Raw genomic sequence first — 15,967 nt, forward strand, 5'->3', positions numbered from 1 at the left:
TCAGCTTTTCCATTCAGGTCCAGGTTCGGCTGTCGCTTTTACTTCATAAGAATCAAAAGCTTGGACTTTCTGTCAGGGGTTCCGAGGTATGGCACAATCGCGCTTCTTCCTGCGTCGCGCCGTTCAGACGGCGACCGCTTCAATGGAACGATGGGTGCGCGCCAAGAATCTGATCACGAAGCCGCATCGTCGTTTGCTGTGTTCGGCCCGGCCCTCCCGCGGGCGCCGCACGCGTTTGCCGTGTCACACGGAACCTATATCTCCGATGCGACATTGAGCGCGTGCAAGGCGCATCGCCGCCAGCCGGACACGTCGTCTAATTCGTGCACGGCCCGGCCGTGACGCCGTGTTCGTTCGCATTTCGGCATCACCTGAATGAACCCACGCTCGCCTGCCCGGGCGGATGCGCCTCGCCCGCGAGCGCGCGTCGCGGATGCGAGTCCCGCAACGGTACGTGCACGCATCGCACTAGCAGTAACGAAGGAGAAGCCAACACGATGAATTCGGCATTTTCATTTCTGCCCGCCTGGCCGCTCGAACCCGACGCCATTCTCTGGGCCGGTCTTGCGCTCGTCACGGCGGGACTTGCCGGCGAGCTGCTGTGGCGCGCGTGGCGGCTGCCGCGCATCACGGGCTTTGCGATCATCGGTCTGATCGCCGGCAATGCCGGTCTCGGCGTCATCGACGCCAGCGCGGGCGGCCTGTCGCGGCCGCTGCTCGATGTCGCGCTCGGACTCTTGCTGTTCGAACTCGGCGGGCGGCTCGATCTGCGCTGGATTCGCCGCAATCCGTATCTGGTGCTGTCGAGCATCGCGGAATCCACACTGACGTTCGGCCTCGTGCTGATCGCGCTGACATTGCTGAATGTTCCGACGATGCCGTCGATCGTGATCGCGGCCATTGCGATGGCCACCTCGCCCGCGATGGTCATCCAGCTGAAAACCGAGTTGCGCGCGGAAGGTCAGGTCACGCAGCGTCTTCTGACGCTGACCGCGCTGAACAGCATGTACGCGGTGGTCGTCGAAAAGCTCGCGGCGGGCGTGCTGCATCAGGAAATCTACGGCAATGCGCTGGCGACGATTCTGCAGCCGCTGTATCTGTTGATCGGCTCGCTCGTGCTGGCGTTTCTGCTCGCGCGCGCGTGCAATCTGCTGGTTCGGCGCCTGCCCGCGACCGACGAGCATTCGTTCGTCGCGCTCTTCGGGCTCGTGCTGCTGGCCATCGCGGTCGCGCACATCTTCAAGCTGTCGACGATTCTCGCGCTGCTCGCCGCGGGCATCATCGTGAAGAACGCCGACGAGCGGCCGCAGCTCTGGCCGACGCACTTCGGCTCCGCGGGATGGCTGCTCACCGTCATTCTGTTTGCGCTGACGCTGACCTCGTTTCACTGGCGCGATATCGCGCTCGGCGGCGTGGCGGCGCTCGGGCTGATTGTCGCGCGCTTCATCGGCAAGCTGGTCGGCGTGCTGATTTTCGCGAAGCCGAGCGGACTGAACTGGAAACAGGGCGCGGCGCTCGGCGTCGCGCTGACGCCGATGTCGGCGCTCGCATACCTGCTCGTCGACGACATGTACGTGCTCTATCCGGACTACGATCCCACGCTGCGCGCGATCGTGATGTGCTCGATCGTCGTGCTGCAGATCGTGTCGCCCTTCGTCGTCTACCGCAGCCTGTCGGCGGTGGGCGAACGGCGCGAATGAGCGCGCCCGGCTTCGCTCATGTATTGATCATTCAAGAGGCGTCATGGCACTCGAACCTTTCATCAACTCCGAACCGTTCACGTTCGGCGTCGAGCTGGAGATCCAGGTCGTCAACACGCACGACTACGATCTGACCCGCGCCGCGTCGGACCTCATGCGTCTCATCAAGGACGAGAAGATTCCGGGCAACATCACGCCCGAAATCACCGAAAGCATGATCGAGCTTTCGACCGGCATCTGCACGACGCACGAGCAGGCCGTCACCGATCTGCGCAAGATCCGCGACGTGCTCGTTTCCGCTGCCGATCAGCTTAACGTCGGGCTCGCCGGCGGCGGCACGCATGCGTTCCAGCAATGGAGTGACCGGCAGATCTACGACGCGCCGCGCTTTCAGTACATCTCCGAACTGTACGGATACCTTGCCAAACAGTTCACGGTGTTCGGCCAGCACGTGCATATCGGCTGCCCCGATCCGAACAGCGCGCTCTTCCTGCTGCATTCGATGTCGCGTTACATCCCGCATTTCATCGCGCTTTCGGCGTCCTCGCCGTACATTCAGGGCGTCGATACGGGTTTTCATTCGGCTCGCCTGAATTCGGTGTTCGCGTTTCCGCTCTCGGGCCGCGCGCCGTTCGTGCTGACCTGGGACAGCTTCGAGGAATATTTCTCGAAGATGGTGAACACGGGTGTCGTGAACAGCATGAAGGACTTCTACTGGGATATCCGGCCGAAGCCGGGTTTCGGCACTATCGAAGTGCGCGTGATGGACACGCCGCTCTCCGTCGATAAAGCCGCGGCGATCGCCTGCTACATCCAGACGCTGTCGCGCTATCTGCTGCTGGACAAGCCGCTCACGCCGCGCGAGGACGACTATCTCGTGTACACCTTCAACCGCTTCGAGGCATGCCGTTTCGGGCTGGAAGGCACCTGCATCCATCCGCAGACGGGCGAGCGGCGCACCATCGGCGAAGACATTCTCGCGACGCTCGACGTGCTCGCGCCGCACGCCGAAGCGCTCGGCTCGCAGGCCGCGCTCGCGGAAGTGGCCGAGATCGCGCGCGGCACCAACGATGCGACCTGGCTGCGCGGCGTCGTCGACAAGGAAAAATCGCTGCATGAGGCGGTGCGGCAGCAATGCCTGCAGTGGCGCCGGTAAGGACGCGCTTACGCAAAGAAAGCGCCGCGAACAATGACGAAAGGCCGCTTCGATATGCTTCGAAGCGGCCTTTATCTTTGGTCCGTATGAAACACGTGCAGACGAGCGACGAGAATAAAGCCTCCGGTGACAACGTTTGATGAGAATCGATTCGGTCTCTCTAAGGTTTGCTTCGAGAAAGCCGTATACATCCGTAATAGTCGTGAACAAGGGCCTGGGCCTTGCTGTGGACAACGTCGAAAAAAGGTGCGGAGTCAAGGCACTAGCGTGAGGATAAGCACGCGGGCGGCGTGTGCGGCGTAACACGAAGCTGCGGACAGCCGAAAGGCATGCAATGCGCTGCGCAGTGTTATCAAGAATACGTCCATCAACAAGAAGACGCTTTTCCACGGGTTATCCACAGTTCTGCGTGGATAATTAAGGTGTACGTTTGTTCTATGTCGCTTAGAATGGCGACTTTGCAGATGTAGCGTTATAGTCGGCAGGAAAACAGCGCCACGAGCAGGACCAAAAGAAGGCGCATAACGAAGAGGGTTGCAATGTCCCCATTCAGGCACGGTCAATTGGGTTGGCACGCCTGAATTTTGAGACGGTGGGGACCAAGAACGAAGTGCGGTTCGCAAGGGGTTAGAAGTACTTTCTGTGAACGGCGTTTCGAACGAGGTGTTCGCGGCGGTAACGCGAGCGTGCCGTCAAAACACATAAGCGGAACAACAAGCGAAAGACTATGAGTGAAGGCGTTTACGGAGAGCAGGCGACGGGGCGGGTGACCCACGGCCTGCTGCGGCTGAGCACGGCGATGCGCAGCCAGGCATGGGAATGGGCGGAAGGCGCGGGGCTCACGCCTACCCAGGGTGAAATTCTCGTTCTGCTGATGCAGCGCAAGGGGCCGATGCGCCTCGGCGAGATCGCACGTGAAACGGCGCTGACCGCCGCCACGACGAGCGATGCGGTGAGCACGCTCGAAGGCAAGGGTCTCGTCGAGAAGCGTCGCGCGATCGACGACGGCCGCGCGCTCGCGGTGCGTCTGACCGCGCGTGGCCGCACGGCCGCGAAGAAGGCGCTGCAGTGGCCGGACTTCCTCGCGAAGGCGGTCGGCACGCTGAAGGAAGACGAGCAGACGGCGTTCTATCGCACGCTGCTCAAGACCATCCGTCAGCTCGAATCGCAACAGCAGATTCCGGCGCACCGCATGTGCCTGTCCTGCTCGCACTTCGAGGCCAGCAAGAATCCGAAGAAGACGCCGCATCACTGCGCGCTGCTTCAGATCAACATGGCGGACACCGATCTGCGTCTCGACTGTTCGGTATACGAAGAAGCCGACGTCACGACGCAGAAGAAGAGCTGGAAGGTCTTCGCGCAAGTCGCCTGAACGGCAGGCGTATCGGGTAAGGCGCTTTGGCGTCAACTCGCGCTGTGAGGCTGCGGCGAGTCGGTTAGACTGTGCCCGTCGCGCCTCGCCGCGAGGCGCAGCTCGCTCGTCACGATCCGGTGTCGAGCCACGCGCAGTCGACCTACGGAATGCCGCCGATGAAACATGAAGTCCTGGCGATTCGCCACGTCTATTTCGAAGATCTGGGCTGTCTCGAACACGTCCTCGGCGATCGCGGTCATCTCGTGCGCTATCTCGACGTCGGGCGCGGGCGCATCGATGCGCCCAATCCGCTCGATCCGTCGCTGCTCGTCGTGCTCGGCGGGCCGATCGGCGCGTACGAAGACGCCCACTATCCCCATCTCGCGCCGCTGCTCGCGATGCTCGAAAAGCGCATCGCGGCCGGTTTGCCGACGCTCGGCATCTGTCTCGGGTCGCAACTCATCGCGCGGGCGCTCGGCGCGCGGGTGTATCCGTCGGGCAAGCCGGAACTCGGCTGGGCGCCGCTCACGCTGACCGAGGCGGGACGCGCTTCCGCGCTGCGCCATCTCGAAGCGGACGGCGCGCCCGTGCCCGTTTTCCATTGGCACGGCGACACCTTCGATCTCCCCGAAGGCGCGACGCTGCTCGCGTCCACCGACCGGTGCGCGCATCAGGCGTTCACGTGGGGAGAACACGTGCTCGCGCTGCAATGTCATCCGGAAGTGCTCGTGGAGCGCTTCGAGAGCTGGCTCGTCGCGTATCCGGGCGATATCGCGAGGAGCGGCACAACGGTCGCCGCATTGCGCGAGGAAACCGCGCGCCACGGGGCGAATCTCGAACGCGCGGCGCACGCGATGTTCGGCGAGTGGCTCGACGGCTTCAACGGAAAGCGCGACGAAGTGTGATGGTATGAAGCATCGGGCGGGCGTCCCTGCAGGGAAGAAACCGCGGTGCTATTCTCGATCGCTCCTCTTCTAGCGACGAGTCATCGCCATGAGCGCGCTGTTCACTCCCACGACGTTCCGCAGTCTCCAGATCCCCAACCGCATCTTCGTCTCGCCGATGTGCCAGTACTCCGCCGAGCGCGGCGAGGCGACGGCATGGCACATGATCCATCTCGGCCAGCTCGCGCTCTCCGGCGCGGGCATGCTGTTCATCGAGGCGACGGCCGTCGAGCCGGACGGACGCATCACGCCCGGCGATCTCGGTCTTTGGGACGACGTCACCGAAGCCGCGCTGCGACCGGTGCTCGCCGCCATTCGCCAGTATTCGAAGATCGCGGTGACGATGCAGCTCGGGCACGCGGGTCGGAAGGCGTCGAGTCGCAAGCCGTGGGAAGGCGGCCAGTTGATCGACGTTGCCGATGGCGGCTGGATGACATCCGCGCCCTCGGCCATTCCTCACAAGCCCGAGGAAACGCCGCCGCTCGCGCTCGACGCCGCCGGGCTCATCCGCGTGAAGGAAGCGTTCGTCGCGTCGGCGAAGCGTGCGGCGCGGCTCGGCATCGACGGCCTCGAAGTCCATTGCGCGCACGGCTATCTGCTGCATCAGTTTCTTTCGCCGATCGCCAATCAGCGCATCGACGAATACGGCGGCTCGCTCGAAAACCGCATGCGCTATCCGCTCGAAATCTTCGACGCCGTGCGCGCCGCGTTTCCTGCCGACAAGCCGGTCGGCGTGCGCGTTTCCGCGACCGATTGGGTCGAAGGCGGGTGGGGCATCGAAGACACGATCGCGTTTGCTGCGGAGCTGAAGAAACGCGGCGTCGACTGGGTCGATGTGTCGTCGGGCGGCGTGTCGCCGTTGCAGAAGATTCCGCTGTCGTCCGGCTATCAGGTGCCGTTCGCGCAGGCCGTGAAGGAAGCGACCGGCGTGCACACCGTCGCGGTCGGGCTGATCACCGAGGCGAAGGAAGCGGAAGAGATCGTCGCGAGCGGCCGGGCGGATTCCGTCGCCATCGCGCGCGCGATGCTCTACGATCCGCGCTGGCCGTGGCACGCGGCGGCGGAACTCGGCGCGACGGTCGCGGCCCCGCCGCAGTACTGGCGTTCGCAGCCGCGCGATCAGAAGAATCTCTTCGGCGAGATCACCATCGGGCAACGTTGAAATACTGCGGGCATTGTCGAGACGGTTGAGCATACGCGCGCCGGGAGTGTAGGATACCGGTGGTTTGAGCGTATGCGCTCAACCGAGCCAACGCGGCGCCGTCGAGGCCACCGCGTTTTTTTTCATTCCGAAATTCATCCCGAGCACGCGGGAGCGAAGCGTCATTTAAGGATTCGTTCGATGAGTTCACGCAGGGTCACCGTTCGCCGCTCCGGCGTGCATGGAAAGGGCGTATTTGCGGTGAAGCATATCGCCGCGGGCGAGCAGGTGATGGAATACAAGGGCGAGCGCATTTCGTGGAAGGAAGCGCTGCGCCGCCATCCGCATAATCCCGACGAACCGAACCACACGTTCTACTTCGCGCTCGACGACGGCCGCGTGATCGACGGCAAGATCGAAGGCAATAGCGCGAAGTACATCAATCATTCGTGCGCGCCGAATTGCGAGGCCGAGGAAGTCGAAGGGCGCGTGTTCATTCACGCGCTGCGCGACATCGAGCCGGAAGAAGAGTTGAACTACGACTACGGGCTCGTTATCGACGGCCGTATCACGAAGAAGCTCAAGAAGGAATACGAGTGCCGGTGCGGCGCGAAGAAGTGCCGCGGCACGATGCTGGCGGTGAAGAAAGAGAAGAAGAAAAAGTAAGCGCTTCGACGCAAAGACAAAGAGCCACGGCATCGGAAGAAGCCGTGGCTTTTTTTTATTCCGTGGCCGGCTGCGCTTCCTTGAGCGGCATGCGCACGATGAAGCGCGCGCCGCCTTCGGGCGCATCTTCGTAATGCACGCTGCCGCCGTGCAGCACCATGATGTCGTGCACGATCGCAAGCCCGAGGCCCGCGCCGCCTTCCACGTTCTGTCCGTCGCCGCGGAAAAAGCGCTTGAAGAGATCGCCTTGCTGGTCCGGCGGCACGCCCGGCCCGTTGTCCTCCACGACGACCTCGCCGAAGCGGCGGCCGTTCGCGTCGCGCCATTCCGACACGGTCATCGTGATGCGCGCGCCTTCGATGCGAAACGGCGGAATGTACTTGAGCGCGTTGTCGATCAGATTGGCGAGCACTTCGCGGGCGAGCACGACATTGCCGCGCACGATCATCGGATGCTCGTTCTCGGGATCGTCGAGGCGTTGAAAACCGAGATCGACGCTCGCGGCGAGTGCGCGCGGCACCCATTCCGCGCCGGTTTCGAAGGCGAGCGCGGCGAGATCGAAATCGGCAAAGCGCGCGGCCTGCTCGCCCGGCTCGGCGCGCGCGAGCGAAAGCAGTTGATTCGACAGGCGCACCGCGCGATCCGCCGATGCGCGCAGTTCCTTCACCGCTTCGACCGCTTTCGCGGGATCGCGCGAGCTAAGCGCCTGCTCGGCATGCAGCTTGACCGCCGTGAGCGGCGTGCGCAACTGATGCGCGGCGTCGGCGATGAACTTGCGCTGCGCGTCCAGCGCCGTCTGCAGGCGCACGAGCAGAGCGTTCATCGCGCTCGTGAGCGGGCGGATTTCGCTCGGCACGTAGGTTTCGTCGACCGGCTCGAGCGAGATGTGCGTCTGCTGATTGAGCGCGTCGGCGAGATCGGTGAGCGGGTTCAACTGCTGGTTCACGACGCGCCACACGATCACCCAGCCGGCGAGCAGCAGCAACAGCAGCGGCATCATGATCGCGATCAGAAACTCCACCGCGATCCGGTATCGCGAGCCGACCCGCTGCGCCACTTCCACGACGATCGGATTGCCGGTCGGCTGCGGCACGCGCACTTGCGCGGCGCGCACGGAGACGCCCTCGAAGTGCGTCTCGAAGACATACGCGTAATGGATGCGCCGCACGTTGGTGCCGGTGAGCGGCAGATCGGGCTCGCCGGCGATTTCCTCGTCGCCGGTGCTGATGCGGTAGATGAGCTGCTCGACGGGATCGGAGAACATCGCCTGCGCGAGCGGCGGCACGGTGACGGGCGCATCGACGCCCGCGAGCTGGATCTGCTTCGAGATGGCGGTGGCGAGATCGGCGAGCGAGCGGTCGACGACGTGTTGCGTGTATTGCCACGCGAGCCAGTACGCCATCAGGCCGCTCATCAGCGCGAGCAGGGACAGCGGCGCGGCGAGGCGCCGCAGCAGCGTGCGCCGCAGGCTTCGCGGCGTCGGCGTTTCGGCGGGCTTCGAGCGCGCCAGATCGAGCCAGTCTTCGCGGGCGAAACGCTGATCGCCCGCGCGGCGGGTGGGAAATCGCAAGGCGTTCTAGGGCAGAAGCGTTACGCCGCTTGCCGGATCTCCTGGAGCAGATAGCCGAAGCCACGAACCGTCACGATCTCGACGCGCGTGTTTTCGAGCTTCTTGCGCACACGATGCACATACACCTCGATGGCCGTATCGCCGAGATCGCCGCCGAAGTGCGTCAGATGATCCTGCAACTGCGCCTTGCTCACGACGCGGCCGTGGCGCAGCAGCAGCATTTCGAGCACTGCGAATTCACGCGGCGAGAGTTCGAGCGGGCGTTCATCGTTGAAGATGCGGCGATCGACGCCCGACAGGCGCAGGCCGCCCAGCGACACTTCCGGACGCGGCACGTCGCCATGCGGACCGCTGCGACGCATCACGGCCCGAATGCGCGCTTCGAGCTCCTGCGGCTCGAAGGGCTTCAGCATGTAGTCGTCGGCGCCGCTGTTGAGGCCTTGCACGCGGTCGTGCAGTTCGTCGCGCGCGGTGAGGATGATCACCGGCGTATGACGGTTGCTCTGGCGAAAGCGCGAGAGCAGCGTCATGCCGTCGATGCCGGGCAGGCCGAGATCGAGGATCACGAGCTCATGGCGATTCTGCGCGAGCGCCTGCTCGGCGAAAATGCCGTCGTGCACCATGTCGACCGTGAAGCCGGATTGTTCGAGGCTGCTTTGAATGCCGCGCGCGATGGGGCGGTCGTCTTCGATCAGAAGGATTCGCATGGAGTCGCTCAAGTACAATGGGTTGAGCTCTAGCGGGCGGGGCGGTCGGTCCATGCGCAAAGGCATGCACGACGTTTCGGCGCGGGCTTCGAGCCGGTTCAAATCTCACATTTCATGCGGCGGTGCGCGCCTGATTCCGAAAGCCGCGCGCGGCCATACACCGAATGTAATTCTGCGCGGACATGGCTTTCATCCCGATCAACGAACTCGAAGCCGCGATCAATTTCTGGCGCGGCCGGTCCCCGTCTAGCGGCGACGAACTCAGCCTCTGCAAGGAGGCGAGCGCGTTGTCCAGGCCCTATGCGCTGCTGATTGTACAGCGTCAGTCCGGCGTGCCGCCCGAGCACCTGGACGACGAAGCGCGCGCCGCCTGGGAAGCTTACGAGCGTTTCAAGAACGGCATTCGTGACTGAAAGATAGCTTACAAGAAAGCTTTCTGCAGCCTGTTCGAATGCCTTCATTCTTTAGGTTTTCGGCGAAATTACGCCAATTTCGGCTTTCGATGCTGTCATGATTGGTAACACGGACGTTACCTTGTTGGCTGCCGTAAGGAATTCGTTAAATGCGCGCCGAACGTCCCTTTTGCGCGTGGGGTTTGTGAGCGTGCGGGCGTCGATGCGATAAAGTCGCATTCGTCCCGGCTCTAGTGCGTGTCCGCCTCATGCTCGAACTCGATCATTTCGACCTTGCCCTGCTCGACGTGCTTCAACGCTTCGGGCGCGCCACGCATCAGCAGCTAGGCGAGCAGGTGCCGCTCTCGCCGTCGCAGATCGGGCGGCGTCTGCAGCGGCTGGAAGCGACGGGTGTGATCGAAGGATATCGGGTGGTTTTGCGGCCGGAGAAGCTCGGCCTCGGCGTGACGGCGTTCACGAGCCTGAAGCTGAAGCATCATGGCGATTCGATCATCGAGCAGTTTCAGCAGCAGATCGAAACGCTGCCCGAAGTGCTCGAATGCCACGCGACCGTGGGCGACGCGGATTATCTGCTGCGCATCGTCGCGCCCGACCTGAACGCGCTTTCAGGCTTCGTGATGAAAAAGCTGATGCGCGTGCCGGGTGTGGATAGCGTGCGCTCGAACATCGTGCTCACGACCTTCAAGCGCAACGGCCCGCTGCCGCTTTCTCATCTCGCCAGCGACGCTTCCTGATCCGGATTCAGCAGATCCACATACGCGAGCGGCACCAGATCCGCTTCGCCAACGCCCAAGCGCGCAAACACGGCGTGCGCTTCCTGTTCGCCGCCGGCTTCGTCGTCGTCCTGGCCGAGCACGACTTCAAGTTCGATGAAATCGCCGAGGCCATCGACGCGATCCAGATGAATGCGCGTGCGCCCGACGAGATACACGTGCCGCTCCTTCGACACGATGCCGCGCGTCGTGAGCGCCTGCGCGAGCAGCGCGTGCATGGCTTCGGGATTCGTGACCGGACTGCGTGAGTAATACGACACCTTCGGGCCGTCGCGGTCGTCGCGCTGATAGAAGATCAGTTCCGAGGGCGTGCCGTCGTCGAACTGGCGCAGCTTGAGGCGTCCGGTGGGCACGTCGTAGAAGAAGTCCTGCTGGCGGAACACCAGCGGCGCGTCGGGGGCGAGCGCGGCGGCCCGTTCCCTCAATTTCTCGAACTGATGCGCGCGCGCCTTGATTTCGATGTTGCGTGCCATGAAGACTCCCTCTGACCCGGTTGAATGAATGAGCAGGGGATCAGCCTAGCAAACAATCGATGAAGGGCGCTTGAATGCCCCTTTCCGCCGCCTCGGGATTTGCACCGAGATGTCTTGTCAAACCGCCCATTGCGCGTCGATCAGCCGCAGCGCCGCCGCGATCGCCGGTTCTTCGCGACGCTCCGCCAGCGTGACGAACGAAAGCTGCGTCGGCACGGTGACGCCTTCGACGATCGTCAGCGCGTGCGCATGCGCCTCGCCCAGCGCGATCGAATCGCGCACGAGCGAGAGGCCCACGCCCGATTTGACGAGATCGAGCATCGACGGCTCCTGATCCACTTCCGCGACGATCACGGGCATCGCGCCCGCTTCGCGGAAAATGCGCGACAGCAGGCGGTTGTGCGCCGACTCGGGCGGCGTCCAGATCCACGGCAGCTTGGCGAGCGCGGCCCAGTTGCGCTTGCCCTTGTTCACGCGGTTGTGCCAGCCGGCTGGCGCGAGCACGCGATAAACGAACGGCGTGAGCCTGACGGCGTGAAACCGGTCGGCGTCGCGCGTACCGTCGATGGCCGGATCGCCGATGTAATAACCGACGTCGAGTTCGCGCGACTTCACGCGCTCCAGCACCCAACCGGACATGCCATGCCGCAGCGACGTCTCGATGCGCGGATGCGTCTCCACCAGTTGCCGCAGGAAACCCCCGAGCCGCAAAAATTCGGGATCGAGAATGGTCCCGATACGAAGCGTTCCGCTTACTTCGTGGCGCAACGCAGCAGCGGCGCGCTGCACGTCGGCGGCGGCAGCGAGCGCGCGTTCGGCATGCGGCAGCAGCGCTTCGCCATCGCGCGTCAGCAAAAGACCGTGCGACGTGCGCGAGAACAATACGACGCCGAGCATCTCCTGGAGATTCTTGATTTGCAGACTGACCGCCGGCTGCGTGAGATGCAGACGCGCGGCCGCGCGCGTGAGATTGCCTTCGCGAGCGACGGTGAGAAAGGCGCGCAGGAGAATGTAGTCCATCGCCTGATATTAGCGCGTCTTATATCCCAGTTGAACATATCTGATTGGATCGCGAGCCCACACGCAAGTACCCTGCAAGTGACCCATCGCCCGCGCGAAGCGCAGGGGCGGAACGAACCGAAGCCGAACCAGAGACTTTGAACGACTGAAGAGACAGACCGTGCGCGATCCACGCCCGAAAGACCTACGAGAGCACTCGCTATTGCCGGGCCATTAGGCCAATCGCCTGTGCCGCGGCCGGCGTGAAGCACTTTGGATGGGAGAAGCTGCTTTCTTTGCCTACTTTCTTTGCAGCAGCAAAGAAAGTAGGTGCCGCCCCGCACAGGGGCAACGCCAATAGACCGACACGATCACAGGAAACACCACAAAAAAAAGCATCGAATGAGAAAGGAGACAAAAGCCAAATGAAACAAACCGCCCGCAAACTCGAAGGCGAATTCGACTACATCATCGTCGGCGCAGGCACAGCCGGCTGCGTGCTTGCGAATCGCCTCACCGCAGATCCAGACGTGAACGTGCTGCTGCTCGAAGCGGGCGGCAAGGACGACTACCACTGGATCCACATCCCCGTCGGCTATCTGTATTGCATCGGCAATCCACGCACGGACTGGCTCTACAAAACGCAGGCGGAACCGGGCCTCAACGGGCGCAAGCTGTCCTATCCCCGCGGCCGCGTGCTCGGCGGATGCTCGTCGATCAACGGCATGATCTACATGCGCGGCCAGCGCGAAGACTACGACGACTGGGCGCACATCAGCGGCGATCCGAACTGGTCGTGGGATTCGGTGCTGCCCGTCTTCATGCGCAGTGAAGATCATCACGACGGCGGCAATCAATGGCACGGCGCGGGCGGCGAATGGCGCGTCGAAAAACAGCGCCTCAAGTGGAAGATTCTCGAAACCTTCGCGCAAGCCGCGCAGCAAAGCGGCATCCCCGCCACCGATGACTTCAATCGCGGCGACAACACCGGCGTCGGTTATTTCGAAGTGAACCAGCGCGGCGGCATTCGCTGGAACGCGGCGAAAGCCTTTCTGCGCGAAGCGATGAAGCGCCCGAATCTCACGACCATCACCGGCGCGCACACGCAACGGCTCGTATTCGAAGGGGCGCGTTGCGTCGGCGTGGAGTATCGCGGCGGCGATGTGGATTACATCGCGCGCGCACGATGCGAAGTGATTCTCAGCGCGGGCGCGGTGAACTCGCCGCAGATCCTGGAACTGTCGGGCATCGGCAACGGCGCGCGCTTGCAGCGCCTCGGCATCGATGTCGTGAAGAGTCTGCGCGGTGTCGGCGAAAATCTGCAGGACCACTTGCAATTGCGCATGGCCTACAAGGTGAACGGCGTGCGCACGCTCAACACGTTGTCCGCGCACTGGTGGGGCAAGTTATGGATCGGCATGCAATACGCGCTGATGCGAAGCGGCCCGATGTCGATGGCGCCATCGCAACTCGGCGCGTTCGCGAAGTCCAATCCCGACGATGCGTCGATCAAACGGCCCGACGTCGAATATCACGTGCAGCCGTTATCGCTCGAACGCTTCGGCGAACCGCTGCATGCGTTCAACGCGTTCACGGCGTCGGTGTGCAATCTGCGGCCGACATCGCGCGGCAGCGTGCATATCGAATCGCCGGATGCGCACGCCGCGCCGCTGATCGCGCCGAATTATCTGTCGACCGATCGCGACCGCGAAGTCGCCGCCAACTCGCTGCGTCTCACGCGGCGCATCGTATCTGCATCGGCGCTGGCTCAATACTCGCCGGAGGAGATTCTTCCGGGCATCGCGTTTCAGACGCAGGAAGAGCTCGTCGAAGCGGCAGGCCAGGTCGGCACGACGATCTTCCATCCGGTCGGAACGTGTCGCATGGGCACGGACAACGATCCGGGCGCGGTCGTCGATAGCCGCTTGCGTGTGATCGGTGTGCGCGGCCTGCGCGTGGTCGATGCATCGGTCATGCCGACCATCACGTCGGGCAACACGAACTCGCCGACGCTGATGATCGCCGAGCGCGCGAGCGACATGATCCGCGAGGACCGCCGCGGCATCGAAGCGCAGGAAGTGATCGCGACCGCGCTTGCATGACATCCGCATGACGCGTCATACGTTGGGACGACATCGCACGATGTCGTTTCACGTATTGCTTATATGCGCCGCGAATATGCACTTCATGCCCTTATTGCGTGCATGCGTTTCGAATCCAAGCAATTCGTTAGTTAGTGCAAATCCCAATGATTGCGCTGCATCAATGGCGCGACAATGGCCCCGGAACACGCGATGCTCGGCTTATCTCGCGCAGACTTTGTGCGGATGCGATAGCGATGATCGAAGCGAAGCAGTACCGGGATGGAGACAACGTTCGGGTGCGCGCGGAAAGAAAAATTAAAGCGCAGGCGAACACACCGTTGGCCTAGCGCTTCACTTCGCATGGAAGGGGACATGATTCTCGGCGACACCATTCTGGAAACGCGAGGGCTCACCAAGGAATTCAAAGGCTTCACGGCCGTGAATGGCGTGAACCTGCGCGTTCGCCGCGGTTCGATCCATGCACTGATCGGACCGAACGGCGCGGGCAAGACCACTTGCTTCAACCTGCTCACGAAGTTTCTCGAACCCACGGCGGGTCAGATCGTTTTCAACGGCACGGATATCACGCGCGAGCGTCCGGCGCACATCGCGCGGCGCGGCATTATCCGCTCGTTTCAGATTTCGGCGGTATTTCCGCATCTGACCGTGCTGCAAAACGTGCGCATCGGCTTGCAGCGTCAACTGGGGACATCGTTTCACTTCTGGCGCAGCGAGCGCTCGCTCGACGCGCTCAACGACCGCGCGATGGACCTGCTTACGCAAGTCGGTCTAACCGACTTCGCCGACACCAAAACGGTCGAACTTTCCTATGGCCGCAAGCGCGCACTGGAAATCGCGACCACCTTGTCGATGGAACCCGAACTCATGCTGCTCGACGAACCCACGCAAGGCATGGGCCACGAAGACGTCGATCGCGTGACGGCGCTCATCAAGAAAGTGTCGGCGGGACGGACCATTCTGATGGTCGAGCACAACATGAACGTGATCGCGGGCATCTCCGACACCATCACCGTGCTTCAGCGCGGCGAGGTGCTCGCCGAAGGCAGCTACGCGGAAGTGTCGAAGAATCCGCTCGTGATGGAAGCCTACATGGGCAGCGCCGATGCGGCGCTCACCGGAGCGCATGCATGAGTACGACCGTGGAGGAACGCCGCTCGCTCAACGCGAACGGCGGGGCGAACAATGCGCCCGCGCTGGAAATTTCGGGCCTGCAGGCGTGGTACGGGGAATCCCACATCCTGCACGGCGTGGACCTCAAGGTGAACCGCGGCGAAGTAGTCACGCTGCTCGGGCGCAACGGCGCCGGCCGCACGACGACGCTGCGCGCCATCATGGGCCTGACCGGGCGGCGCACGGGATCGATTCGCGTCGCGGGACACGAAACCATCGGCCTCGCCACGCACAAGATCGCGCATCACGGAGTCGGTTATTGCCCGGAGGAGCGCGGCATTTTTTCGAGCCTGTCGTGCGAGGAGAACCTGCTGCTGCCGCCGCTCATCGGCAAGCAGAAGGACGCGATGTCGCTCGATGAAATCTACTCGATGTTCCCGAATCTGAAAGAGCGCCGCGCAAGCCAGGGCACGCGTCTTTCGGGTGGCGAGCAGCAGATGCTGGCCGTCGCGCGCATTCTGCGCACGGGCGCGAACCTGCTGCTGCTCGATGAAATATCGGAAGGCCTCGCGCCGGTCATCGTGCAGACACTCGCGCGCATGATCCTGATGCTGAAGTCGCGCGGCTACACCATCGTCATGGTCGAACAGAATTTTCGTTTCGCGGCGCCGCTCGCGGACCGCTTCTACGTGATGGAGCACGGAAACATCGTCGAGCATTTCGGCGCGGGGGAACTCGAAGCGAAGATGCCGGTGCTGCACGAGCTGCTCGGCGTTTAAACCACGCGCAGCATGCAGGTCCGGCAGGTTGGGAAGGGCAACACCAGTAACACCGCAACAAATCAAAACTCATGGAG

The 15,967-nt window shown here is 63.0% G+C and carries 16 protein-coding genes; 12 read left to right on the forward strand and 4 right to left on the reverse strand.

Annotated features, from left to right (window positions below; genetic code table 11):
• Window positions 1-497 precede the first annotated feature (497 nt).
• The 6 genes from LY284_RS13185 (at window position 498) to LY284_RS13210 (ending at window position 6,961) form a co-directional block, all read left to right on the forward strand.
• Window positions 498-1,700, forward strand: a complete 1,203-nt coding sequence (locus tag LY284_RS13185; protein WP_014192709.1) for a cation:proton antiporter — start codon at window positions 498-500, stop codon at window positions 1,698-1,700.
• A gap of 43 nt (window positions 1,701-1,743) precedes the next feature.
• Window positions 1,744-2,856: a YbdK family carboxylate-amine ligase gene (locus LY284_RS13190; protein WP_014192708.1), complete on the forward strand. Its 1,113-nt coding sequence runs from the start codon at window positions 1,744-1,746 to the stop codon at window positions 2,854-2,856.
• A 727-nt stretch (window positions 2,857-3,583) separates the two neighbouring features.
• Window positions 3,584-4,228, forward strand: coding sequence for a MarR family winged helix-turn-helix transcriptional regulator (locus LY284_RS13195; protein WP_045451532.1), 645 nt, complete (start codon window positions 3,584-3,586; stop codon window positions 4,226-4,228).
• A 158-nt stretch (window positions 4,229-4,386) separates the two neighbouring features.
• Window positions 4,387-5,115: a glutamine amidotransferase gene (locus LY284_RS13200; RefSeq protein WP_233386659.1), complete on the forward strand. Its 729-nt coding sequence runs from the start codon at window positions 4,387-4,389 to the stop codon at window positions 5,113-5,115.
• A gap of 88 nt (window positions 5,116-5,203) precedes the next feature.
• Entirely contained in the window at window positions 5,204-6,316 is a 1,113-nt protein-coding gene (locus tag LY284_RS13205) for an NADH:flavin oxidoreductase/NADH oxidase (protein WP_045451530.1), read from the forward strand.
• Between the two features lie 180 nt (window positions 6,317-6,496).
• The gene (locus LY284_RS13210) at window positions 6,497-6,961 is read left to right on the forward strand and encodes an SET domain-containing protein (RefSeq protein WP_041730846.1); all 465 of its coding nucleotides are present in this window, start codon (window positions 6,497-6,499) and stop codon (window positions 6,959-6,961) included.
• A gap of 55 nt (window positions 6,962-7,016) precedes the next feature.
• On the opposite strand, the gene LY284_RS13215 is transcribed toward LY284_RS13210, so the two are convergent.
• Both LY284_RS13215 and LY284_RS13220 read right to left on the reverse strand, forming a co-directional pair.
• Window positions 7,017-8,531, reverse strand: a complete 1,515-nt coding sequence (locus LY284_RS13215; RefSeq protein WP_041730844.1) for a sensor histidine kinase — start codon at window positions 8,529-8,531, stop codon at window positions 7,017-7,019.
• A 20-nt stretch (window positions 8,532-8,551) separates the two neighbouring features.
• Window positions 8,552-9,238: a response regulator transcription factor gene (locus tag LY284_RS13220; protein WP_014192702.1), complete on the reverse strand. Its 687-nt coding sequence runs from the start codon at window positions 9,236-9,238 to the stop codon at window positions 8,552-8,554.
• A 182-nt stretch (window positions 9,239-9,420) separates the two neighbouring features.
• Between LY284_RS13220 and LY284_RS13225 the strand changes: the two genes are divergently transcribed.
• Window positions 9,421-9,651, forward strand: a complete 231-nt coding sequence (locus LY284_RS13225; protein WP_014192701.1) for a DUF3717 domain-containing protein — start codon at window positions 9,421-9,423, stop codon at window positions 9,649-9,651.
• 248 nt (window positions 9,652-9,899) lie between these two features.
• Window positions 9,900-10,385, forward strand: coding sequence for an Lrp/AsnC family transcriptional regulator (locus LY284_RS13230; protein WP_041730842.1), 486 nt, complete (start codon window positions 9,900-9,902; stop codon window positions 10,383-10,385).
• On the opposite strand, the gene LY284_RS13235 is transcribed toward LY284_RS13230, so the two are convergent.
• Both LY284_RS13235 and LY284_RS13240 read right to left on the reverse strand, forming a co-directional pair.
• On the reverse strand, window positions 10,361-10,897 hold the full coding sequence (locus LY284_RS13235; RefSeq protein ID WP_233386661.1) for a class IV adenylate cyclase: 537 nt from the start codon (window positions 10,895-10,897) through the stop codon (window positions 10,361-10,363). The genes LY284_RS13230 and LY284_RS13235 overlap by 25 nt on opposite strands.
• A gap of 117 nt (window positions 10,898-11,014) precedes the next feature.
• Window positions 11,015-11,917 carry a LysR family transcriptional regulator gene (locus LY284_RS13240; RefSeq protein ID WP_014192698.1) on the reverse strand — a complete coding sequence of 301 codons (903 nt, stop codon included), beginning with the start codon at window positions 11,915-11,917 and terminating at the stop codon, window positions 11,015-11,017.
• Window positions 11,918-12,321: 404 nt separating this feature from the next.
• Between LY284_RS13240 and LY284_RS13245 the strand changes: the two genes are divergently transcribed.
• The 4 genes from LY284_RS13245 (at window position 12,322) to LY284_RS13260 (ending at window position 15,890) form a co-directional block, all read left to right on the forward strand.
• Window positions 12,322-13,998: a GMC family oxidoreductase gene (locus LY284_RS13245; RefSeq protein ID WP_045451527.1), complete on the forward strand. Its 1,677-nt coding sequence runs from the start codon at window positions 12,322-12,324 to the stop codon at window positions 13,996-13,998.
• Window positions 13,999-14,144: 146 nt separating this feature from the next.
• Window positions 14,145-14,327: a hypothetical protein gene (locus tag LY284_RS13250; protein WP_233386663.1), complete on the forward strand. Its 183-nt coding sequence runs from the start codon at window positions 14,145-14,147 to the stop codon at window positions 14,325-14,327.
• A 25-nt stretch (window positions 14,328-14,352) separates the two neighbouring features.
• Entirely contained in the window at window positions 14,353-15,132 is a 780-nt protein-coding gene (locus LY284_RS13255) for an ABC transporter ATP-binding protein (protein ID WP_008352429.1), read from the forward strand.
• Window positions 15,129-15,890: an ABC transporter ATP-binding protein gene (locus LY284_RS13260; RefSeq protein WP_014192695.1), complete on the forward strand. Its 762-nt coding sequence runs from the start codon at window positions 15,129-15,131 to the stop codon at window positions 15,888-15,890. Before LY284_RS13255 ends, LY284_RS13260 begins: the two co-directional genes overlap by 4 nt.
• Window positions 15,891-15,967 lie beyond the last annotated feature (77 nt).

The organism is Caballeronia sp. PC1 (assembly GCF_021353155.1).
GTDB lineage: Bacteria > Pseudomonadota > Gammaproteobacteria > Burkholderiales > Burkholderiaceae > Caballeronia > Caballeronia cordobensis.